Origin of the sequence: Gemmobacter lanyuensis (assembly GCF_014652355.1) — a bacterium.
Lineage (GTDB): Bacteria > Pseudomonadota > Alphaproteobacteria > Rhodobacterales > Rhodobacteraceae > Gemmobacter > Gemmobacter lanyuensis.
This window is the reverse complement of record NZ_BMYQ01000010.1, coordinates 28617-51862: the sequence shown is the minus strand read 5'-3', so window position 1 is coordinate 51862 and position 23246 is coordinate 28617. Positions and strand designations below refer to the sequence as shown.

Genomic DNA, 23246 nt, shown 5'->3' with positions numbered 1-23246 from the left:
ACTATCCTGCGGCCATCCCTTACCGCGGGTCCAGTGTTTTTCAGCTGCCGGGCGGGCGGCGCCTATTCGCCATAGCCCGTCATCTCCAGATAGCCTACGCCATCATGGCTGCCCGTGAGTGTCACCGGCCCCTCCCAATAGGGGACGGAGGTTGCCATCCAGGCATCGGGATTCACCGCGCGCAAAGTGACATCGACACCGCGAATGGGCAGCCGCACCTGCCAGCCCACCGGAACGGACCTGCCTGCAACGTTGTGCCATGTCAGCGGGCGGGCCTCGAACGCGCCGTCCTTGAAAGATGTGACCGTGCCATCGGCGCCGATCCAAGTGGCCGAAGTATAGTCATCCGCGCCGCGCAGCACGAAACCCATCAGCTTGTCGCCACTGTCAAAGGACAGCGAGAACCAGTCCCAGCCGGTCTGATCCTGCGCGAGCGGCTGGGACGACCATTCCCGGTCAAGCCAGGCCGAGCCTGTCACCTTGACCTCCCCTTCGGCCAGGCGCAGCGTGCCAGACAGGGCAAAGGCCGGCTGGGAGTAATAGTGGCTTGCCTGCCCCTGCGCGGATTTCACGGAATAGCCGTTCTGACCGTGCAGGACCAACGGGCCCCGCGCCTGAAGGTTCACGTCATAGGCGAAATCGGGGCCAGAGGCGGTCAGCCTCAGGTGGTCAAAATCTGGACCGGTCAGCGACCAGTCGTCGATCCAGGCGGCAAAGGGTGCTGCTGTGACCCCGGCCTGCCCGATGCCGCCGCGGGCCAGCCGCTCTGTCACATGATGGGCGGTCGGGGTGGTGACGGCGGCATGCCCCATCCAAAGCTGCGGCGCCCCCCAACCCTGGCCATCCTCTGGCGCCAGTGCCGAGCGGAAGAGTGTCCATTGCAGACCATAGGGCGTGCCGTCCGGCCCCGTCATGTTCGCTGTCAGATACCACCATTCGATTCGGAACGCGGGATGGGCGCCGTGATCTGCCGGGAATTGCAGCACACGGTCGGGGCTGGGCAGGGCAAAGCCCTCGGCCCGCGATCCAAGCCCGGCAAAGCCCTGTGCCAGCCCGGTCAGGGGGGCAGCCAGAAGCATAAGGAGCAGCCAGATCCTAACGCTCATGGCGAAAGACCCCAAGCAAGCGCGCGGGCTTCATCCGGGACAGGCGCCATGCGGGCCAGGCCGCCGCGACGGCCGCTGCGAGCAGCGCGAAAACCCCCAGCCGCAGATAATCCATCCAGAACAGTGACATGGGCAGACGCCATCCAAAAGCTTCGACATTGACAATCGCCAGAAGCGCCCAAGCCAGCGCCAGCCCGAGCGGCAGCGCCAGCACGCCTGTCAGTGCAGCAAGCAGAAGCGCGCGCCCCAGATCCAGCAGCGCAAGGTGGCGGCGCGTGACCCCCAGGGCCCAGACCGGGGCCATCTGTGGCAGGCGCATCGCGGCCAGGGTCAGAAGACCCATCAGGATCGCAAACCCCGCCACCGCCAGGGTCAGCATGTTCAGCGCACTGGTGACGAGAAAAGTCCGTTCAAAAACGTCCAGTGACAGGGCCTTGATCGCCGCCTGATCGACGATACCGGAGGCGGGCAGCCCGGCATCTGCTTGCAGCTTCGCCCGCAGATCGGGGACGCGCCCGGGATCAAGCCGCAGACCGAAACGCAGGGCTGTCACCTCGGGGTACCGCGCGCGAAATTCCGCTTCCGTCAGAACGATCTGGCCGATCGGGTTACCGTAATCGCCGTAGATGCCCAGCACCGGCAGCGCCCCGCCTTGGGCCAGCGGCACGGGCGCACCCAGCCCCAAGCCGGCGCGGCGAAAGAGCTGTTCGTTGATCAGGACACCTTCGCCCCGCGCCAGCGCATCCCACGCGTCGGGCACGGCCTGCAACAGATGCCAATTGTCGCGATAGGTCGCATGGTCCCTTGCGCCATAAAGCTCCACCGGCTGTCCGGCCACGCTCTGGCGCATGGACAAAAGCGGCAACACCGCATCGACCGTGCCCTCAAGGCTGTTCAAGACCCTGTCCGCCTCAGCCGGGTTGGCCGTGGTGACATAAAGCTCGGATGCAAGACGCTGATCCAGAAAGGCCACGAAGGTCAGCCGGAAGGAGGACACCATTGTCGAAACCCCCACATTCGCCGCCATGGCCAGCAGCAGCGCCATCAGCGCCAAAGACAGCCCCGGCAGCTGCTGGCGCGTATCGGCCCAGAACCACTGCGCCAGCGGCCCCCGCGCCCGCGCCTCGGCCCAGTGCAGGACGGCGCGCAGGATGGGTGGCAGCAACAGTGCCCCGCCGATCAGCAAGGCGCCCAGCAAAACGAACCCCGCAAGCAACCCTTGGCCCCACTGGGTCAGCGCGCCCGCCAGACCGAGCAAGACCAAGGCGAATGTCACCTGCGCCCGTCCTGTGCGTGCCGCGCCCCAGGCCTGCGGCAGAGCGCTGGCCAGAAGTGGCATCCGCGCCAGCGACCATAGCGACCCGGCCGCTGCCGCCGCGGTTCCGCCAAGCGCCATGGCAAGGCCCGAGATCACCCAGACGGGGCGCAGGACAAGCTGCCCGGCCACCTCGGCCCCGTAAAGGCCGCGCAGCGTTGCTGCCACATCCGGCAGCAGTGCCGCCGCCATGGCATAGCCGAGCGCGATCCCCACACCCCCGGCGATAAGCGCCAGGCCTGCCAACTCCAGCACCATCAGCGCGATCAGCCGGTTCAGGGGGGCTCCCAGGGCCCGCAGACTGCGGAGCATGGGGCGGCGCTGTTCAAAGGCCAAGCCGATGGCCCCGTGCACGATGAACAGGCCCACCACAAAGGACAGCAGGCCGAAGGCCGTCAGGTTCAGGTGAAAGCTGTCGGTCAGCCGGGCCACATCCGTGCTGCCTTGCGCGGCTGTCAGCAACAGATCGGGCGCAACATCGGCCAAGGGGCGCTGCCCAAGCGGCTGCTCCGGTGTGACCATCAGCCGGTCGATCTGCCCCACGCGGTTCAACAGCAGTTGCGCGACGCCGATATCGGTGATCGCCACGCCTGGCGCGGCGCCCGGCGTGGCGATCCGCGCGGCATCCGTGTCGGGCAGGCGGTTCAATGTCTCGGCCTGCGCCAGAATTTGCCCCGGTGGGATCAGAAAGCCGCTCAGGTCGGCGCCGGTCATCATGCGGGCGGCGCCGGTATCGCGCGGCAGGGTCAGCGGGTCGATCCCGATGATCCGCACGCTTCCCAGGCGCCCCTCGATCACCGGCGACACAAGCCATCCGGCACGGCGCAGGGCGACATAAGTCTGTTCCGAAATCGGCGCGCCCGAGGCCGTCGCAAGCTGCGCCAGCTGCCCCTCATCCAGGGTGCGCGCGGCGTCATCATAGCTGGCGCGCGCCTCGGCGTTGATGGCTTGCACCCCAGTCCAGAGCGCGGTGCCCAAAGACAGCCCTGCCAACAGCGTGAAAAGTTGTACCGGGTTCCGCCACCAATGGCTCAGAAGCGCCGAAAGCAGCGCCGCCGTCACGACAAGAGCCCTCCGCTCAGATGCAGCCTGCGGTCCAGCCGCGCAGCAAGACGCCCGGAATGGGTGACAAGAACCAGCGCGGCCCCGCTGTCCCGCACCAGTTCGCACATTAGGGCAAAAACCGCGTCTGCCGTCGCCTCGTCCAGATTGCCTGTCGGCTCATCCGCCAGCACAAGCTTCGGTCGCGCAGCAAGCGTGCGGGCAATCGCCACCCGCTGCTGTTGCCCGCCCGAAAGTTGTTCGGGATAGCGCGTCAGATGGTCCACAAGCCCCAGCCGCAGCGCAAGGTCATGGGCAAACCCCGCATCATGGCACCCGGCGAGCCGCGCCTGAAAGGCGATATTCCCCGCCACCGTCAGCGAAGGGATCAGGTTGAACTGTTGAAAGATCACCCCCACCGTGCCGCGCCGAACCGCGGCCCGCCCGGCATCGTCCAGCGGTGTCAGATCGACCCCGTTCACCGCAACGGTCCCGCTGCTCGCACTGTCCAATCCGCCGATCAGATGCAGAAGCGTACTTTTGCCCGATCCGGATTCCCCGGTCAGCGCCAGCATTTCGCCCGCCGCCACATCCAGCGTGACACCCCGCAGGACCGGCAGCTCGGCCGAGGGATAGATCTTTGTCACGTCTTGCAGATGTAGCAGCATAGCCCGCCCTTTTTCCCGCATCTATGCCAAAATCGCCCGGCGGCAAGGGACGCGCAACAGTCGGCGGCTGGCGCCTGTTCAGTTGCCCCCGCGGCTGTGCTACGCTGAAAGGGGTATGGCCCGTTATGCCAAAATCGCCGTTTTATGGAGCATTTCCATGACCTTCCCGATCGTTCTCCACCACAATCCCGCCTGCGGAACATCGCGGAAGGTTATGTCCATCATCCGTGCCGCCGGATATGAACCCGTCGTGATTGATTATCTGGCGACCGGCTGGACGCGTCCGCAGTTGCAGGCCCTCTTTGCAGCCGCAGGGCTGACGGCGCATGAAGCATTGCGCAGGGTCAGAAGCCCGGCTGTGGAACTGGGCCTGACGGCGCCCGATGTCACCGAAGATCAGCTGCTGGACGCGATGGTCGCTCACCCGGTTCTTGTTCATCGCCCGATCGTCTGCTCCCCGCGGGGGGTGCGCCTGTGCCGTCCGCCAGAGGCGGTGCTTGACCTGCTGGACCAGCTGCCGCCGGGGCCTTGGGCGAGTGAAGACGGCACTTTGTTGATCGATGCAGAGGGCAACCGCGTCGTCTGAGGGACCACAGGCAGTGTGATGCCATGTCCAGCCATAAGCCGGCGTCATCGCTTGGGTACTGCCGGTCTGCCGATGGCGGCCCGGGAACATCGCGGCAGGCTTGCGGTTTCACCCGGTTAAGGCGGCCTATTCTGGCCCGCCGTTCCAAACCGGAGGATGACTGATGGATCACAGCAAGCACACCCCGCTGACCCGGCAAGAGCTGACCGCCGACATCATTGCCGATGCGCCGATCTATGGGGCAGGGGATGAAAAGATTGGGACCGTGTCGCATGTGCATGGGTCCGGGGCGATCACCGATGTGGTGATCGATGTTGGCGGCATTCTGGGGATCGGCGCCAAACCTGTCCTTGTCAGCATCGACCAGCTGAACCTGATGCGCGATGAGGATGGCAAGGTGCATGGGGTCACGTCCTGGACGAAAGACCAGCTCGAAGCGCTGCCCGAACACCACGATTGATCACGGCGCGCCTGACGCCGCTGCGCCCAAAGCCGTGGGTCGCATGATGCCCTGGGGTCCGGTCTTCCGCCTCCAGGGCCTTCTTTCCGCCCCGACAGGGGGTGTGGCGCAGGGGCGCGGCAATTTATGGCATCGCAAGCACGTCTGAACCGTTGCAAACTTTGGCGCGACGCGTTACCCGCCGCTATGGAGGCGGATGGCCATCGCCACCCGTTCGTTGCCACCGTGCCGGTGCTCCGGCCCAAGTTTGTAAGCCGAGATGACCGACCTGACCGACCCTGCCGTCACCCGTACGGCGCGCCAATGGCTTTCCGTCCTAGCCCGTTACCGTGATCCCTCGACCGCGCGCAGCCTGTTCGAACTGGCCGCGACGCTGCTGCCGTTTCTGGCGCTTTGGGCGCTTGCCTGGGCGGCCATTGGGATCAGCCCGTGGCTTGCTTTGGCATTAGGGGCGTTGAACGGGGGCTTTCTGGTCCGGATCTTCATTATCCAGCATGATTGTGGGCATGGGTCATTCCTGCGTAACCGCAGGGCACAGGACTGGATCGGGCGCATTCTGGGCGTTCTGACCCTCACACCCTATGCTGTCTGGCGTCGCACCCATGCCATTCACCATGCCCATCATGGCGATCTGGATCATCGCGGCATCGGGGATGTGACGACCCTGACGGTCGAAGAATATCGGGCCCGCAGCACATTCGGGCGCTTCCTCTACCGGCTGTACCGGCATCCGCTTGTGCTGTTCGTCGTGGGGCCGAGCTATCTGTTCCTGCTGCAGAACCGTTTGCCCCTTGGGCTGATGAATCAGGGCTGGCGCTATTGGGCTTCGGCCATGGGCACCAATGCGGTGATCCTGCTCGCGCTGGGGCTGATCGTCTGGTTCGGCGGTATCTGGCCGGTGCTGCTGGTGTTTTTCCCGTCATCGGTGGTCGCCGCAACCATCGGGGTTTGGCTATTCTATGTGCAGCACCAGTTTGAGGAAACGCATTGGTCCAAGGGCGCTGACTGGGATCTGCACAATGCGGCGCTTGAGGGCAGCTCGCATTATGTGCTGCCGCAACCCTTGCGCTGGCTGTCGGGCAATATCGGCATCCATCATGTCCATCACCTCTATAGCCGCATCCCGTTCTACCGCCTGCCCGAGGTCATCCGCCATCATGCGGAATTGGCCAGCATCCAGCGCCTGACGATCCGTGACAGCCTGCGCACCGTCGGGCTGCATCTCTGGGACGAGGTGCAGGGCAAGCTGATTTCGATCAAAGAGGCAAAGCAGCGTTACAACTGGGCCTGAGGGCGCCAGCGTCGAACGTCTGTTGCAGGCCCCGGACTTGTCGGTTCGGGGCCTGTGACATGCGCGTGTCATGGTCTGCCTTGGGCAGTGTTTCCCCGGATTGTCAGCTGGGTCATTTCGGGCTAAGAGTGATATATTATCACATAACGAATCGAAGCCATGACCGACACCCGCCTTCCCGTCACGGTCCTGTCCGGCTTTCTGGGGGCCGGCAAGACCACGCTGCTGAACCACGTCCTGAACAACCGTGATGGCCGCCGCGTGGCGGTCATCGTGAATGACATGTCCGAGGTGAATATCGACGCCGATCTGGTCCGCGAGGGGGCGGCGCTGTCCCGCGCCGAGGAAAAGCTGGTGGAAATGACCAACGGCTGCATCTGCTGCACCCTGCGCGAGGATCTTTTGTCCGAGGTGCGCCGTCTGGCTGCCGAAGGTCGCTTTGATTACCTGCTGATCGAATCGACCGGAATTGCTGAACCGCTTCCCGTGGCTGCGACCTTTGACTTTCGGGATGCGGCAGATGAAAGCCTGTCGGATGTGGCGCGGCTTGACACCATGGTAACCGTGGTTGACGCGGTGAATCTGTCGGCCGATTTCAGCAGCCACGATTTTCTGGCTGACCGTGGCGAAACCCTCGGCCAAGAGGACGGTCGGACGCTGGTCAACCTGCTGACCGACCAGATCGAATTTGCCAATGTGGTGATCCTGAACAAGATAACCGATGCAGGCCCCGCCCGCAGCGAGATCGCACGTAAGATCATCCGGGCGCTGAACCCCGCGGCCCGGCTGATCGAAACCGATCAGAGCCGTGTCGATACCGCTGCGATTTTCGACACCGGCCTGTTCGATTTCGAGCGCGCGCAGGAACACCCGCTCTGGGCGAAAGAGCTTTACGGCTTTGCCAGCGACACCCCGGAGACGGAGGAATATGGCATCACCTCTTTCGTCTATCGCGCCCGCAAGCCCTTTGATCCGATGCGTCTGCACGCCGTGCTGAATGGCGATTTGCCCGGCGTGATCCGGGCCAAGGGGCATTTCTGGCTGGCCTCGCGCCCGGAATGGGTGGCCGAGTTCAGCCTTGCGGGTTCTATGTCGACGGTCGCACCATTGGGGCGGTGGTGGGCCTCGGTTCCGCGCGATCGCTGGCCGCGAGATCCTGAAAGTCTCCAGCAGGTGATGGAAAAATGGACCGACCTTTGGGGTGATCGGCGGCAAGAGCTGGTGTTCATCGGTGCCGGTCTCGATCAGGACGGCATTCGCGCAGACCTGGATGCCGCTCTGGTGCTCGAGGCAGATTTCACGCCCGACGCCTGGCGCGACTTGCCCGATCCTTTCCCGCGCTGGGATAGGCCTGCCGCATGAGACGCATCTTCCTGTGCCGGTGGGCTGCCTTATGATGCGGCGAAACCTCAATACTACCCTCCGCGGACGGGTCCGCGCCAATCCGATGGCCGATTATGATTCCCTGCCACCATCCTTGCGCCGCTGGCTGGCCGCCGCCGACCTACCATGGAGCCCGCGATCCGTGCGCAAGATCTGGACGCGCGCACTTGTGCAAAGCGGCGGCGATCCCGCGGCCGCGCTGGCCGTGGTTGACAGATCGGCGCGCAAGACGCTGGCCCGCGATGCAGTTCGTATCTGGGGCAGGGCGCATCCTTCCTGCGCGTTGGTCACTGCGCCCGATCACCCGCCCGTAGCGACGGATAACCGGAACGGGCCAGCGCAGGCGGAAAGCTGACCTGCGCGCGGTCAACGGACGCTTGCGGGGTCTCGAAGCCTGCTATACTGGCCCCGTTGCGTTTAGCTCGCCGTCGGGATCGCGGCGCGATGGATGTCGTCGAGGGACCATCGGTCAGGCGGGGTGAAGGATGCAGAGGCGGACGGCGATTGTGACCGGGGGCACGGCAGGTATTGGCTTGGCCTGTGTCGAGGCTTTTGCGGAGCGCGGCGTGGCGGTAGGCTTTCTGGGGCGAAACCCGGACCGTCTTGTCGCCGCGCAGCGCCAGCTGGAAGATCGCTGGCCGGGTCTGACCCTTGGTCTGGGCGGCGATGTGACCGATCCCGATGCCCGCAAGGCCCTGGTTGCTGCGGTGACGGACCGCTTTGGCACGGTCGACATCCTTGTCAACAATGCAGGGGGTGGCAGTCAGGCCTACCGGCTTGAGGATGTGGAGGATGCCGATCTGGCGCGGGTGGTTGATGTCAATCTGCAGGCGGCCTTTGCGCTGTGCCGCGCCGTAGTCCCGATGATGAAAGCTGCCGGATTCGGCCGCATCATCAATATCGCTTCGATTGCGGGCCGCGATGCCGGCCGGCTGTCCGGCCCCCATTATGCCGCTGCAAAGGCCGGGTTGATCGGTCTCGGGCGGCAACTCTCCCGCGAACTTGGGCCTTCTGGCATTACCGTCAACACGGTCGCACCCGGCGTGATCCTGACGGATCGGATCCGTCAGAAATGGGATGCGCGCAGTCCCGAAGAGCAACGCACCTTGTTGCAAGATGTCCCCGTGGGCCGTTTCGGCACGCCGCAAGAGGTGGCCGATGCGGTGTGCTTCTTCGCGCAAGACGGGAGCGGCTATGTCTCTGGCGCCTGCCTCGACGTGAATGGCGGAAGCTTTCGCGCATGACGGGCGCAACCCTGTCGGACTGGTTATGGGACCGGCTGCAGGATCTGGGCGTGCGGCATGTCTTTACGGTGCCGGCGGGCCAGGTCGAAGGATTGTGCCGCGCCCTGTCGGCACGCCAGATGCCCCGCGCGGTCGTCACGGTCTCCGAGATTGGCGCCGGGTTCATGGCGGAAGGAGCAGCGCGTGTGACGGGTGGCCCGGCCGTCTTCCTGGCAGGCGGTGGGCCGGGGATGGCCCAGGCCCTGCCTTCTGCGATCAATGCCCGGTTGGAGCGGACCCCGGTCCTCTACCTGACCGGCACGCCATCGTCCGTGGCCTCGACCTTTTCCCAGTTTCAGGACACTGGCCCCGAGGGGTCGCGCGATGGCGCGATGATGGCCCTTGCCTGCGGCGACAGCCGGGTCTTGAAGGATGATCCCGATGGCGCGGGCTGGTGGGCAGCCCGTGATCGTCTGGCTCGCGGCCTTCCGGCCCATCTGATGGTACCCGCTGACCTACAGGCCAGACGCTTCACGGACCTGCCCGGTGGCGACCTCTGCCTCCGCCTTGATCAGAATATGGATGCTGACCTTGACCTGATCGCGGCCCTTCACGCCAAGGCCGAGGTGCCGGTCCTGGCGCTTGGACCCCGCGCTGCCTTGCTGCGTGAAAAGCCGGGGTTTTTGCGCCTCTTGGACGGGTGGAACGGCCCCATCGTGGCCACGGTTGCGGCATCTGCGCTTTTGCCGGATCGCACCCCGAACTATCTGGGTCACTTCGGCCTTGGCGGTCTGGCGGCGGCAGACCGCGTGGTGGCAGAAGCCGGGCTGATCCTGTTCATCGGGGGCGCACCCGGGCAACGCGACGGGGTGGATTGGGCGGCAAGGGCCGGGGCCCTTGCGCGCCTCGACGTTCCGGGGGCCGCGGACCCCCGATGGATCGGCCCAGAGGTGCTGACCCCCGATCTTGACAGCGCCCTTAATGGATTGGCCGACCGTCTACAGACCCATCCGACATCTTCACAGCCACGGGGGGCCTGCCACCGTCCCGGCCCGGACCCTGCATACCCGTTTGAAGCCTTCATTGCTGCGGCACAGCAACATCTGCCCGCAGCGGTGCCGGTCTTTGTGGATGCGGGGACGCATCGGCGCAGCCTGGCGCGTCTTTGGGAGGGGGGCCACGGCGGGATGGTGCATTCAAGTGCGGAACATGCACCGATGGGGTGGGCCATCGCGGCGGCAATCGGGGCTGCGTTGACACTGGGCCGTCCTGTCCTCTGTGTGACCGGCGATGGTTGCATGCGCCAAATGGCACAGGAAATCGCGACGGCGGTCCGGTTTGGGGCACAGGTGATCTACCTTGTGGCGAACAATGCCGGTTTTGCCAGCCTCGCGCGGCTGGCAGACGACCCGATGATGATGGGGCATTTTGGTGAGGATGACCGGCTGGACTGGTCTGCCTTTGCCCGCGTTCTTGGCGCGCGGGGGTGCCGTGTGGACAGGACCGATGCGCTTGGTCCTGCGCTGCAAGATGCCTGTTCCGGGTCCGGCCCTTTCGTGATCGACGTGCATCTGCCGCCTCTGGCTGCGGGTGCTGCCTGACGCATTCTGGATGAGACCTGACATGACCGACGAGTTCGCCCCCGCCGAACAGCTTCTGCCGCTGGACCAGCTGGAAAGCATGGCTGATCACCATGGTGGACGTGCCGCAGTCAGGGATCTGTCCCGGCCGCACCTGACCTTTGCTGCGTTGCACGCGCTATCCGAGCGGTTGCGCCGACAGGTTGCAGCCGCAGGGGTCGCGGCGGGTGAGGCGTTGGCCATTTCGATCTCCAACCGGGCCGATGCGGCGATCTGGATCACGGCTTTGGCAGGCAGCTGTCGTTGCCTTCCCATCGCGCCGTCAATGTCGGCGGGCGTCGTCACCATGGCCTTCCGGGCCCTGGATGTTCGGGCGGTAATTGCGGATGCCCAAGGCCTTGGCAACTGTGCCGAAGCAATTGCGGCCACGGGAGCGGCCGTGCTGACGCCCCAGTCTGTCGGGCCATGGGCGTGGGAAATTGAGGGCCGCGCCGGGCCGGTTGCGCCGCGGCATCGCCATGCCGAAGCCGAGGATGTGGCATTCTACCTGACGACCAGCGGCTCGACCGGCCTGCCCAAGATCGTGCCGGTGCGGCATCAGGCGGTGGCCCTTGCCACCTCTCGGGCTGCACGGGGACTTGACCTTGCGCCGGGCGAAGCGACGCTGAATGTCATGCAGCTGAACCACGTGCATGGGTTGGTGTCGGGGGTGTATCTACCTTGGGTCGCGGCGGCCTGCAGCATCATGCCGGGGGAATATACGGCTGCCGATTTTGTCGATTGGTATCGGGCGGCACAGCCAACTTGGGTGTCGACCTCTCCTGCGATTTACGCAGATGTCCTGCGTCGTGCGCGGCAAGGTGGTCTCTCGTTGCACCAGCCCCGGCTGCGGTTCCTGCGTTGTGGATCTGCCGCGCTGGATGATGGCCTGCGCGCCGAAATCAGTACGGCCTTCGGCGCCCCCCTGCTGGAAGCCTATGGCATGTCAGAGGCGCTGATCATCGCGGGTGTGCCTGCGCGCGACCCCCGGCAGGGCACCGTCGGTCGACCCGTGGCCGATGAGCTTGCGGTCTTTGGCCCGGATAATCAGCCCTGCGCCCCGGACGGGGCCGGTGAAATCCGGGTCCGCGGTCGGACTGTGATGCCAGGCTATGTGGGCGACGCGGCGGGATCCGTTGTCTTTCATGACGGTTGGTTCCGGACGGGGGACATGGGGCGGATCGATGCCGATGGCTTCCTGCATGTCCTTGGCCGGATCGGCGACCGGATCAACATGGGCGGCGAGACGGTCGCCCCGGCCGAGATCGAGGCCGCCATCCGCCGTATTCCGGGCGTTCAGGCCTGTCTGTGCTTTGGTCTGCCGCATGACACTCTGGGCGAAACCATCGCCGCGGCCGTTGTGCCGGATGAGGGCGCACCCTTGCGACCCGAGGATATTCGTGCCGAAGCGGCACGGCATCTGCCGCGCGCCAAGGTGCCGGCAAAGATTTTCCTGATGGAGAAGTTGCCTCTGGACGCGAACGGCAAGATCAATCGCCGCCACCTTGCGTCCACCCTCGCGGCCAAGCTGTCCCATTCCAGTGGCCCCGACGATGTCGCCCTCGACCCCTTCGAAGCTTGGATGCTGGAGTTGTTCCGCAGCATGCTGCGCCGCCCCGACCTTGGCCCGGCTGAGAATTTCTTTGATGCTGGTGGAACAAGCCTTGATGCCACCGAAACCATGCTGCGTATCGAACAGCATCTGGGCGTCACGGTTCACCTGCCGCTTCTCTTTGATGCGCCGACGGCCACGGGCCTTGCTTTGGCGATCCGCGAACGCTTTCCCGATATGACGATCCGCCTTTTCCCCCTGGCGGTGGCAGCAGCCCGACCCGCCGCTGCCCGCGATGCACAGATGATGGATGTGCGTGGTCCGGTGATCGCCCCCCGCACCCAGGATCGCAGCGACACGAGCCCATTAATCATTCTCAGTGCGCCGCGTGCCGGGTCCACCCTGTTGCGCACGGCCCTTGCGGGGCATCCGGGATTTTTCTCGCCACCCGAACTGCGGCTGCTGACACATGAGCGGATGGACGATTGGGCCCGCGTCCATTCCGGGAAATTCCGGTTCTTTCAGGATGGTCTGGTGCAGGCGATCATGTCAGCGACCGGCGAGGATGAGGGCAGCGCCCGCGCGTGGATTGACCGCGCCATCGCCGCGCGCCTGTCGGTAGAGCGGGTCTATGACCACCTGCAGCATGCGGTCGGAGATCGCCGGATCGTCGAGAAATCGCCCCATACCGCCCTGTCGCCTTCGGCGCTCGGGGCGCTTGAGACCCGGTTTCGCAAACCCCTTTACGTCGTGTTGCGCCGCAATCCGGTCGAGTCGATCCGGTCCCATGTCGCGGCGGGATTGGATCAGGTCTGGATGCAGGGCAGGGTAGATCACCCGCGCGCCCTTGCCGAGGCCGTCTGGACCGAGAGCTACTGCAATATTTCGGCGTTTGTTCAGAACATTGACCCCCGCCGGGTTCTGACGATCCATTTCGAAGATCTGGTCATTGACCCGGACGAGTGGCTTACCCGCCTGTGCAAATTTGCCAAGCGGCCCTTCGTTCCCGCCATGCTCGATGTTCATGACCAGCCTGAAAAACGGATGTCGACGGGGCTGCGTGGCAGCCGTCGCGGCGCGGGCGATCCGAGTTTCTGGCGCGGCAAAGGCATTGATCCAGGCCGGGCAGGGCTTGGCCATGGTCTGCCCGCAGATGCAGCGATCGCGCCGGAAACCGCCGTGCTGGCTGCGCGGTTCGGCTATCAGAAACCCGGTCGCAAGGATCCCGCCCCGATCATTGCGGCGCAGCGCGAGATGGTGCGCCCGTGGTCTGAACATGGCAGCCCGCTGGGGGATCTGATCCATACCTTCCGGCCCGAGACGGATGCGCCCCCGCTCTTGTGGATCTGTCAGAGCATCCATGAACCTGTTGCCCTGGCGCGGGCATTGGACATTCTGGGCGCGCCCGGGGTGTCCTTGCATGCCTTGCGTTCGGGCAACCTTCTGGCAAGCCGCTATGACCGGGCGATCGAGGACCTGGCTGATGCCTATGCCGACCGGATCGACACCCTTTGGCCCGAGGGCGCCATCCGGCTTGCGGGGAATTGTCAGGGGGCCGATATCGCCAAGGGCGTCGCGCGCAGGCTTTTGGCCCGCGGCCGTGAGGTGCCCGTCCTTTTGGCGGTCGACCCGGATTTCCACGGCCCCCTTGCGGTGCCGGTGGCCCATATCTTCGGCGCCTCAAGCCACCGCAACCCTTTTCTGCGCCCGGGTTGTGATCCGCATGCGGACTGGGAAAAGATGTACCCTGCCCATAGTGTCGATACGCTGCCCTGCGGCCACGGCCAGTATTTCTCGGCCGAGATCGTGCCCCTGCTGGCAGGACTGGTGAAGAAAATCCTCGCCGCGTCAGGGTAAGGTCAGGGCCGCCGACCGACAGGGGGCATCCAGCAGGGTCGCAAGTTCCGCATCCAGATGCAGCAGGCTGAGCGACACCCCCGCCATGTCGAGCGAGGTGTAATACGGCCCGACCAGGCTTTTGTGGACGATGATCCCGCGCGCCTTCAGCCTTTGGCGTACGCGCCGCAGGATGATGTAAAGCTCCATCGCCGGGGTGCTGCCCAGCGAATTGACCAGAACCGCGACCCTGTCGCCCTCTTGCGGGGCCATCTCTGTCAGAATCCGGTCCAGCAGCAGATCTGCGCTTTCATCGGCCGAGGCGAGCTTTTGGCGCACCACCCCGGGTTCGCCATGCACGCCTACGCCCAGCTCCATGTCATGTGGGCCCAGATCAAAGCTGGGGCGGCGCGTTTCCAGAAGGCTTCCGGGTTCCAGCGCAAGGCCCATCGTATAGGTGCGGGCATTGGCGCGGCGCACCACGGCCTCGCAGGCCTCAAGCGGCATCATGCGATCTGCCGCGGCGCCCGCGATCTTGAAGATGAACACATTGCCCGCCACCCCGCGCCGCGCGGCCCGGGATTCGATCGGCGAGGAGGCGATATCGTCCGTCGTCACCACCGATCGCACCGGAATGCCCTCGGCATTGGCAATCTCGGCGGCCATATCGAAATTCATCACGTCGCCAGAGAAGTTCCCATAGATGTAAAGAACCCCGGCGCCCCCCTGCACCGCCTGCGTCGCGGCCAAAATCGGCCCCGGCGGCGGCGAGGCGAAGAGGTTCCCCACTGCTGCCGCATCGGCGAGACCGCGCCCGACATAGCCCCAGAAGCCCGGCTCATGCCCGGCGCCGCCGCCAATCACGAGGCCCACCTTGCCGGGGCGTGGCCCGTCCAGCGCGCGGATGGCGCGCGGGCTGTCGGGCAGGGCGGCAATCAGATCCTCATGCGCCAGAAGCGCACCGCGAAGCGCCTCATCCACCGCATCCTGCGGGGCGTTGATGAGCTTTTTCACATGGCTGCGCGCGGTCAGCGGTGCTGGGTCGGCAGGCGGCGACCGGCGCGGAGTGTCACGATAGCCTTCGGCGGTCAGGATGCCCCGCCCGGTGACCACATCGGTCACCAGTACATTGACATAGCCCCCGCGCAGCGCGGCCAGAATGGCGGGAACCTTGTCCACGCCCCCCGCCACCGCGATGCGCTGGGGGATGCGGCGCAGGGCCTCCAGCTCGATCCCGATGGTGCGTTCCTGCATCGGGCCGATCACGGGTTCGCCGCGGGCGCCGATAAAGCGGCCCACGATGCTGCCGACAGCATCCTGATAATGCGCATGCTGCACCCCGCCATCCAGAAAGCCGCTGCTGTGGATGGTGCTTTCCGGCCGCAGCGAGGAGATGCCCATGACGATGCGGTCGGCCTCCGCCAGAATGGCCAGCTGTTCGGCCAGCACGGGTTCCTGCATCAGCATGGCACGCATCTCGGCCGAGGTGACGATGGCCGGCGCAGAAATCGGGATGCTGCGCGCCTTCAGCGCATCGGCCAGACGCGAAGCGCAGGCCTCGGGCGTCCAGGGGATTTTCGCGGTTGTGCCGCCGGTGGCCTGCACCACGCGCACATCCTGCAACCCCGGATGATCCAACGCTTCGGCCAGGGCCAGCACCGTGCGCCCCCAGGTTACCGCCAGCGTATCGCCCGATTTCACAAAGCGGCGCAGCACCTGCGCCCCCGCCGCGCCAAGGCGCGCGATCAGCGGACGTTCATCCCCCTCGGTCGGGATGATGAGGCAGTCTTGCAGGTTGAAATGATCGCGCAGCGCCTGGGCAATTGACAGGGCGCGGAACTTTTCCGGTGCGATTTCGATATTGACGATCCCGCGGGTGCGGGCATCGGCCAGATAGGCATTCACCGAGGCGCGCGACAGGCCCATCTTCTCGGCGATGTCGCTTTGGGTCAGGCCCTCTTCATAATAAAGCCAAGCCGCCCAAAGCAGCGGATCATCCCCATAGCGCAGCGGCATGGGGGTTAGGGTGTCCGCGTCGGCTGTCTTGTGGGGTTGACGCGGCGCCATCAGGGGCGATCCTGCGCGAGATGATGGGCCAGCCCCTCTTGCAGGGCGGCAATCACGATCACCGCCGAAGCGGCGCCGGGATCGACATGGCCAAGGCTGCGTTCGCCCAGACGCGCGGCCCGCCCGACCGAGGCGACCATGGTCCGCGTCGCATCGCGCCCATCTTCGGCGGCGCGCAAGGCGCGCGCCATCCGGTCGCGCGGCGGGCCGGGCTGTTCGGCGGCGCGGGCGGCGGGGCCCCAGACATCCATCATCGTCTTGTCACCGGGGCGCGCCTTGCCGCGGTCGGAGATTCCGGCGGCAAAGGCGGCCAGCAGGTCGGGCAGATCCGCAATGGCCAGTGTCTTCTGCCCCGCGAACCTTTGGCCCGCGCGCAACAGGGCGCTGGCATAAAGCGGGCCTGTGGTGGCCCCCACCGCATTCAGAAACGACCGGCCTGCCACGACGAAAAGATCGCCGACATCGCTGCCGCGCGTCGCGGCCTCGGCGCTGGCGCGCACCACGGCGGCAAAGCCATCGGCCATGGAATTGCCGTGGTCGGCATCGCCGATGGCGCCGTCCAGCGCGCCAAGCTCGGCCCGCGCCTCGGCCAGGCGGCGGGCGATCACGCGGAAAAGATCAACGATCTGATGGCTGTCCAATGCGGTCATCCCATCAATTGGCCCCAAAGCCCGCCCCGACGCAAGGGCCGAAGCGGGCGGGTGCAGGGCGGTCATGCCATGCGGCGCTGGATCGACCCGGCAAGGGTCGTCAGGATCAGGCAGCAGGAGGTCGCGCCCGCATCCAGCACCCCGCGCGACCGTTCGCCCAGACGGCTGGCACGGCCGATCCGCGCGACCAGATCGAGGGTGCTGTCGCGCCCTGCCTCTGCCGCCGCCACCATGGCCTGAAGGGCGGCGGCAAAACCCTGATCCTGCGCCGCGTCAAAGGCGCCAACTGCAGGGACCAGCGTGTCCATCAGCGTCTTGTCGCCCACCTCGGCCGAGCCGACGCCGCGCACGCCTTCCAGACCCGCGTTCAGCATGGCGGAAAAGGCCGCCGCATCCAGCGTGTCGCGCCCGGCCAGCGCCCCGGCCATGTCTTCAAACATCAGGCCATACAGCGGCCCCATCGACCCGCCGATTTCAGACATCAGCACATCCGACAGCACCAGCAGCGCAGCATCCAGCGTCATCTCCTTGCCGTGGATGCGTTCCGCCGCGCGGCCAAAGCCCTTGGCCATATTGATGCCGTGGTCACCGTCGCCGATCTTGCCATCAATTTCAGACAGATAGGCCTTGTTGGCGACGATCACCTCGGCCAGCTCTTCGACGATGCTGGCCTGATTTGCGGTCTGGATTGCGGTCATCTTCGCCCTCTCACAATGCGGGGGATGCAGTTTCAAGATCGAGCAACGCCTTCAGTTCCCCATCCAGCGCCATGACGGTCAGCGTTGCCCCGACCATTTCCAGCGAGGTGAAGTAATTGCCGACCAGCGCCTTGTGGACCGTCATGCCCTTGGCGGTCAGCCCGGCCTCGATCCGGTCGTAAAGCACATAAAGTTCGTTCACCGGCGTGGCCCCAAGACCCGAGACCAGCACCGCAACCTCCGACCCCGGCGGCAGGGCGTGATCCTCCATCACGATGCGGAGCATGTCGTCGGCCACCTCACTTGCGGTCTTCAGCGCCTCGACCCGCGTGCCCGGTTCGCCGTGGTGGCCGATACCCACCTCCATCGTGCCCGGTTCGATCTGAAAGTTCGGATGCCCCACGCCGGGCAGGGTGCAGGGGCCAAGCCCGACCCCGACCGACCGGCAGGCGTCGATCGCCTTTTGCGCGGCGGCCTGAACCTCGGACAGGGGCGCGCCCTGGGCCGCCTTGGCGCCACCGATCTTCCACATGAAGATCTCGCCCGCGACGCCGCGGCGTTTGGCGCGCTCCGCGGCCGGGGCAGAACAGACATCATCATTGGCGACGACGGTGGCCACCTCGATCCCGTCCTTGGCCACCATGCGCGCCGCCATTTTGACGTTCATGTTGTCGCCCGCGTAATTGCCGTAAAGCACCGCAACCCCGGCCCCGCCATCGGCCGCCCGGATCGCATCGGCAAAGCTTTTGGCCGTGGGGGACGAAAACAGCTCGCCCACCGCCACTGCATCGACCATGTTGCGCCCGGCATAGCCGATGAAGGCTGGCTCATGCCCAGATCCGCCGCCGGTCACAATGCCGACGCGGCCCGGTTGCGGTGCTGCGTTAGACACCACGACACGCGGATTGGCCGGGTCCAGATGCACCAGATCCCGGTGCGCCTTGACGAAACCAGCCACGGTTTCATCGACCAGATCGTCGGGGTTGTTGATGAATCTTTGCATATCCGTCTCACTTCACCGTATAGCCGCCATCGACCAGCAGGTCGGCGCCATTGATCATTGCGGCCTCGTCCGAGGCCAGGAACACCGCTGCCGAGGCGATTTCATGGGGTTCGGCAAAGCGGCCCGTGGGGATCTGCGCCTTCATCGCTTCGCCCTTCGGCCCGTCCCAGGCCTTGCGGCCCAGATCGGTCAGCACCACCGTGGGCGAGATCGAATTGACCGTGATCCCGTGGCGCCCCCATTCCAGCGCCAGGGTCTTGGTCACCCCGATGATCCCGAATTTTGACGCGCAATAGGCGACATGGCCCTCAATCGCCACCGACCCGGCCTGCGAGGCAAGGTTGACGATCCGCCCGCCCTTGCCGGCCGCGATCATCACGCGACCCACGGCCTGCGCCATCAGGAAGCTGCCGGTCAGGTTCACGGCAAGGGTGCGGTTCCAGGCGGTGGCGCCCAGATCCTCGGCCGGGGCAAGGTCCACGATGCCTGCGCTGTTCACAAGAATGTCGATCGCACCGAAGGCCGCCTGCACCGACTGCACGGCCCCGGCCACGCTGGCCGCATCGGTCACGTCGCAGGCAAAGGCGCCTGCTGCGCCCGGCAGGGTGGCCGCATGGGCAGCGGCGGCATCTCCGTTCATGTCCAGCAGCGCCACGCGCGCGCCCTTGGCGGCAAAGGCCGCAGCAATCGCCGCGCCAATGCCCGAGGCCGCGCCGGTCACAACGGCCACCTTGCCGGCAAGTGAAAAGTCGAAAGTCGGAGTGACCATGTTCCTGTTCCTTTAAATTGCTGCCCCAAGGGAAGGCCCCCGGGGCCGGGACGGGAGCGAGGAGGATCCCGGCCCCGGGGGTTGCCGTTGGTGGCGGTTACTGGCGGGTGGCCAGCAGCGCATCCACGTTTTCAGCCGTCACCGGCGTCCACGGCACGTTGTATTCCTTGGCCTTGCCGTCGGCCCAGGGCATGTCCGGGTATTGGGTCCAGATTTCGGACATCGGCTGATAGTCGGGCAGGACGGCGGCAATCGCCAGATCCAGCGCGCCCTGTGCCTGGGCATGACCGTCCTGCAGGATCGAGGCCATGTCGCCCGCCTTGACCGCCAGCAGCGCGTCGGTCACGCCGTCGATGCCCGCAATGGCAAAGTCGGTGGGCTTTAGACCCGCGGCCTTGACCGCTTCGATGGCACCAAGGGCCATTTCATCATTCTGGCCGATGATCCCCTGAATCTCGCCCGGATGGGCGGTCAGCCAGTTTTCCATCAGGGTTTGGGCCTCGGCGCGGCTCCAGTTCGCGGTCTGCTGTTCCAGCACCTTCACATCGGGGCATTCGGCCAGCGCCTTCATATTGCCTTCCAGACGCTGGATCTGCGCCGACTGGCCGATGGGCCCTTCGATGATGACGACATTCCCCTTGCAGCCGATCTTGTCCAGCACATGCTTGGCTTCCATATAGCCCGACTGCACATCATCTGACCCGACATAGGCCGTCAGCTTGTCGCTGTTCACGCGGGTGTTCGACCCGAAGACCGGGATGCCCGCGGCAGCGGCGGCATCGACGGCGGCGGCGCCCGCTTCAATGTCGATCGGCACGAAGACGATGGCCTTGTAGCCCTCGGTGATCATCGTTTCGAACTGTTCCTGCTGGACCAGCGCGTCATAGCGGCCGTCAAAGACGGTCAGTTCCACCAGCCCCTGTTTCACGGCGGGGTGGTTTTCGGCGGCCTCGGCCCAGATCTGCATGAATTCTGCATTCAGGCCATAGACAGCCGCCCCGATCTTGGGCTTGTCCTGTGCGCCCGCAACGCCGGCCACCATCGTCAAGGCGGTTGCCATCATCAACATCGTCTTGGTCATTTGCGTCTTTCCTCCCATGGATCACGCGTGGTTTTGGCAGCGGGCGACAGGCCCGCGCCGGCAAGCCGGGGACGTCAGTCCTGCTTGTTCTTGGATTGGTCCAGCATCACGGCCGCCACGATCAGGAAGCCCTTGATCACCTGCTGGTAGTAGGATTCGACCCCCATCAGATCGAGCCCGTTGTTCATCACGCCAATGAGCAGCGCCCCGATCAGCGTGCCGGAAACCCGCCCCACACCGCCTGCAAGGCTGGTGCCGCCGATCACCACTGCGGCGATGGCATCCAGTTCATAGGCTATGCCCGCCTGCGGCAGCGCCGACCCAGTCCGCGCGGCAAGGATCATCCCCGCAAGCCCCGCCAGCGCCCCCGAGATCACATAGACGAGGAACCGGATCCGGTTCACGGGCAGCCCCGATACCTTGGCTGCATGCGGGTTGCCGCCCACGGCATAGACATGGCGGCCAAAGCGGGTCTGGGTCAGCACGAAATGCGCCAGCGCGAAGGTGCCCAGCAGCAGGAAGATCGGCACGGGAATGCCCAGGATGCTGCCGGTTCCGATCCAGCGGAAGGTCTCGCTCAGCGCGGGGATCGGACGGCCCCCGGAATAGAGCAGCGTCAGCCCGCGCGCGGCCGACAGCATGCCCAGGGTGGCGACAAAGGCCGGAACCCGATAGCGTGCCACGATCACGCCCGACACCGCACCGCAGCCCATCCCCACGGCAAGCCCGATCAGAATGGCGATGCCCGCAGGCCAGGGGGCGCCGGGAATGAAGCCCGCTGATGATGTGGTGGCGAATGAGGCCGCGACCACCCCGCTCAGCGCCACGACCGATCCCACCGACAGATCAATGCCCCGCGTCAGGATGACAAAGGTCATGCCAATGGCCAGAACCCCGTTGATCGAGGTCTGCCGCAGCACGTTCAGCACGTTGCGCGTGGTCAGAAAGTTGTCGCTGATCAGGGTCAGCGTCAGGCAGGCCAGCAGAAGTGCGATGACGATGCCGTATCTTTGCACGATCTGCCCGCCCGACAGGCTGCCGCCCGCCGGTGTCTTAGCCTTCAGTTCCATATCCATATCCTCCCCCTGCCTCTGGCGTCATGCGGCCAGATGCAGCAATCCTTCCGCCGAGAGCGCGTCCCGGCCCAGTTCGCCGGCCAGCCGGCCGTTCTTCAGCACGATGACCCGATCCGCCATGCCCAGCATTTCATCGGTTTCCGATGACACCATCAGCACCGTCCCTCCGCCCCGCGCGAAGTCCGACATCACGCGGTAGATTTCCCGCTTGGCGCCCACATCGACCCCGCGCGTCGGCTCATCCAGCAGAAGAATGCGTGGCGCGGTCAGAAACCATTTGCCCAAGACGACCTTCTGCTGATTGCCGCCCGAGAGCTGGGCCACACCCAGTGCGTCGCCTGCCGTCTTGATCTTCAGTGCCTCAATCATGCGCGCGGCGGCGCCCCCTTCCGCGGTGCCATTCATCACGCCCGCCCGGGACAATGCCCCCAGCGTGGCCAGACACAGGTTGTCGCGCACGCTGCCTGACAGCACGAGGCCCGAGCCTTTGCGGTCTTCCGTCACATAGGCGATGCCTGCGGCAATCGCCTCGGCCGGGCTGCGGAGCGCGACGGGGGCGCCTTCCACAAAAATTTCGCCCCCGGTCACATCTGAAAGGCCAAAGAGGCGATCAAAAATCTCGGTCCGGCCCGCGCCCATCAGGCCGTAAAGGCCCAGGATTTCGCCGCGTCGTGCCGTGAAAGACACATCCCGCACTCCGCGCGCCGCAGACAGGCCGCGCACCTCAAGCACGATTTCCGTTCCTGGGGTGTTTTCCTTGATGAATTCCTCGGTCAGGGGGCGGCCGACGATGAGCTGGATCAGCTGATCCTTGGTGACGTCGGCCATGGCGCCGGTCTGGACGAAGCGACCGTCGCGGAACACGGTATAGCTGTCTGCGATGGAAAAGATCTCGGACAGGCGGTGGCTGACATAGATCACGCCCTTGCCGCGCGCCTTCAGGGTGGCGATGGCGGCAAAGAGGTGTTCGGCCTCGGCCTCGCCCAGGGCCGAGGTGGGTTCATCCAGAATGATGACCTCGGCGTCATAGCTCAGCGCCTTGGCGATCTCGACCAACTGGGTCTGCGCGACGGTCAGGTCCATCATCAGATCGGTGGCCCGGATTGCAAAGCCGAAGCCATCCAGCAAGTTCTGCGTCTGGCGGTTCAGCGTGGCGAAATCAATGCGGCCAAAGCGCCCCACGGGTTCGCGGCCCAGATAGATATTCTCGGCCACCGACATGGCCGGAACGGGCGAGAGTTCCTGTTCGACGATGGCAATGCCGTTCTGAAGTGCCTCGGCCGGGCTGGCAAAGCTGACCTCCTGGCCCCGTCTGCGGATCATGCCGCCGTCGCGCGGTTGGATGCCCATGACAATCTTGAGGAAGGTCGATTTCCCGGCACCGTTCCCGCCGCAAAGCGCATGGACCGATCCCGGTTCCAAGCGGAACCGGCCGTCCCGCAGAGCCGGCACGCCTGAAAAGCTTTTGACGAGATCCGTGACCTCCAGCAGTGCCGACATTCTCGCTCCCTCCCACAGGCATCTATCAATATTCAGGAATTGATCGACAAATGTAAGTTAGTTGGGATTTGAACTTTGTCAACGATGTTATGAATTTTGATTTTCTGGACGCATGGCTATCGTCAAGTCATTATTTTCAATCACTATTATAAATTTGATTCGCGGCAGCCCAATCGTTCAGGCCGGCCTCCGATGGCTGGGAATCAACCTTGGGTCAGCCGCTGTTGGCGCGGGGTTGCGCTGTTGTGCGCCGTGCATCTGCATGACGGGCGCCACATCTCGCAGCGCCGGCAGCACCCTGTTCCGGCGCAACGGGTGCAAG

At 65.3% G+C, this 23246-nt stretch carries 19 protein-coding genes; 8 read left to right on the top strand and 11 right to left on the bottom strand.

The genetic code is table 11. The annotated features are described in order from the left end of the window. Positions 1–62: 62 nt before the first annotated feature. Genes IE101_RS14510 through IE101_RS14500 form a run of 3 tightly spaced genes read right to left on the bottom strand, consistent with a single transcriptional unit; the run spans position 63 to position 4130 of the window. A complete protein-coding gene (locus IE101_RS14510; protein WP_189634570.1) occupies positions 63–1106 on the bottom strand; it encodes a lipocalin-like domain-containing protein in 1044 nt (347 codons plus the stop codon). Then, a complete protein-coding gene (locus IE101_RS14505) occupies positions 1096–3483 on the bottom strand; it encodes an FtsX-like permease family protein (protein ID WP_189634569.1) in 2388 nt (795 codons plus the stop codon). Before IE101_RS14505 ends, IE101_RS14510 begins: the two co-directional genes overlap by 11 nt. Further along, entirely contained in the window at positions 3480–4130 is a 651-nt protein-coding gene (locus IE101_RS14500; protein ID WP_189634568.1) for an ABC transporter ATP-binding protein, read from the bottom strand. Before IE101_RS14500 ends, IE101_RS14505 begins: the two co-directional genes overlap by 4 nt. Positions 4131–4287: 157 nt before the next feature. Here IE101_RS14500 and arsC point away from each other — a divergent pair, with 157 nt between their 5' ends. The 8 genes from arsC to IE101_RS14465 all read left to right on the top strand — a co-directional run bounded on the left by arsC (position 4288) and on the right by IE101_RS14465 (position 14101). Further along, the gene (gene arsC / locus IE101_RS14495; protein WP_189634567.1) at positions 4288–4716 is read left to right on the top strand and encodes an arsenate reductase (glutaredoxin); all 429 of its coding nucleotides are present in this window, start codon (positions 4288–4290) and stop codon (positions 4714–4716) included. A 163-nt stretch (positions 4717–4879) separates the two neighbouring features. Next, entirely contained in the window at positions 4880–5176 is a 297-nt protein-coding gene (locus tag IE101_RS14490; protein WP_189634566.1) for a PRC-barrel domain-containing protein, read from the top strand. Between the two features lie 259 nt (positions 5177–5435). After that, a complete protein-coding gene (locus tag IE101_RS14485; protein ID WP_189634565.1) occupies positions 5436–6467 on the top strand; it encodes a fatty acid desaturase in 1032 nt (343 codons plus the stop codon). Positions 6468–6626: 159 nt separating this feature from the next. Continuing rightward, a complete protein-coding gene (locus tag IE101_RS14480) occupies positions 6627–7829 on the top strand; it encodes a GTP-binding protein (protein WP_189634564.1) in 1203 nt (400 codons plus the stop codon). Next, the gene (locus IE101_RS19790) at positions 7738–8205 is read left to right on the top strand and encodes a DUF6525 family protein (RefSeq protein WP_308429876.1); all 468 of its coding nucleotides are present in this window, start codon (positions 7738–7740) and stop codon (positions 8203–8205) included. Before IE101_RS14480 ends, IE101_RS19790 begins: the two co-directional genes overlap by 92 nt. A 130-nt stretch (positions 8206–8335) precedes the next feature. Next, complete coding sequence (locus IE101_RS14475; RefSeq protein WP_189634563.1) at positions 8336–9094, top strand: SDR family NAD(P)-dependent oxidoreductase; 759 nt, start codon at positions 8336–8338, stop codon at positions 9092–9094. After that, the gene (locus IE101_RS14470) at positions 9091–10674 is read left to right on the top strand and encodes a thiamine pyrophosphate-binding protein (RefSeq protein ID WP_189634562.1); all 1584 of its coding nucleotides are present in this window, start codon (positions 9091–9093) and stop codon (positions 10672–10674) included. The genes IE101_RS14475 and IE101_RS14470 overlap by 4 nt, the downstream gene beginning before the upstream one ends. A 22-nt stretch (positions 10675–10696) precedes the next feature. Beyond that, the gene (locus IE101_RS14465) at positions 10697–14101 is read left to right on the top strand and encodes an AMP-binding protein (RefSeq protein ID WP_189634561.1); all 3405 of its coding nucleotides are present in this window, start codon (positions 10697–10699) and stop codon (positions 14099–14101) included. On the opposite strand, the gene IE101_RS14460 is transcribed toward IE101_RS14465, so the two are convergent. From IE101_RS14460 to IE101_RS14425, 8 genes are all read right to left on the bottom strand, one after another. Continuing rightward, positions 14093–16147: a bifunctional sugar-binding transcriptional regulator/dihydroxyacetone kinase subunit DhaK gene (locus IE101_RS14460; protein ID WP_189634560.1), complete on the bottom strand. Its 2055-nt coding sequence runs from the start codon at positions 16145–16147 to the stop codon at positions 14093–14095. The two genes, IE101_RS14465 and IE101_RS14460, sit on opposite strands and share 9 nt — an antisense overlap. Beyond that, positions 16147–16797, bottom strand: coding sequence for a dihydroxyacetone kinase subunit DhaL (dhaL, locus tag IE101_RS14455; RefSeq protein ID WP_189634638.1), 651 nt, complete (start codon positions 16795–16797; stop codon positions 16147–16149). Before dhaL (IE101_RS14455) ends, IE101_RS14460 begins: the two co-directional genes overlap by 1 nt. Before the next feature lie 62 nt (positions 16798–16859). Further along, complete coding sequence (gene dhaL, locus IE101_RS14450; RefSeq protein WP_189634559.1) at positions 16860–17495, bottom strand: dihydroxyacetone kinase subunit DhaL; 636 nt, start codon at positions 17493–17495, stop codon at positions 16860–16862. Between the two features lie 10 nt (positions 17496–17505). After that, the gene (locus IE101_RS14445; protein ID WP_189634558.1) at positions 17506–18498 is read right to left on the bottom strand and encodes a dihydroxyacetone kinase subunit DhaK; all 993 of its coding nucleotides are present in this window, start codon (positions 18496–18498) and stop codon (positions 17506–17508) included. A 7-nt stretch (positions 18499–18505) separates the two neighbouring features. Next, positions 18506–19267: a GolD/DthD family dehydrogenase gene (locus IE101_RS14440; RefSeq protein WP_189634557.1), complete on the bottom strand. Its 762-nt coding sequence runs from the start codon at positions 19265–19267 to the stop codon at positions 18506–18508. A 97-nt stretch (positions 19268–19364) separates the two neighbouring features. Next, the gene (locus IE101_RS14435) at positions 19365–20348 is read right to left on the bottom strand and encodes a substrate-binding domain-containing protein (protein ID WP_189634556.1); all 984 of its coding nucleotides are present in this window, start codon (positions 20346–20348) and stop codon (positions 19365–19367) included. Between the two features lie 74 nt (positions 20349–20422). After that, on the bottom strand, positions 20423–21418 hold the full coding sequence (locus IE101_RS14430; protein WP_229804191.1) for an ABC transporter permease: 996 nt from the start codon (positions 21416–21418) through the stop codon (positions 20423–20425). A gap of 27 nt (positions 21419–21445) precedes the next feature. After that, a complete protein-coding gene (locus IE101_RS14425; protein ID WP_189634554.1) occupies positions 21446–22924 on the bottom strand; it encodes a sugar ABC transporter ATP-binding protein in 1479 nt (492 codons plus the stop codon). Positions 22925–23246 lie beyond the last annotated feature (322 nt).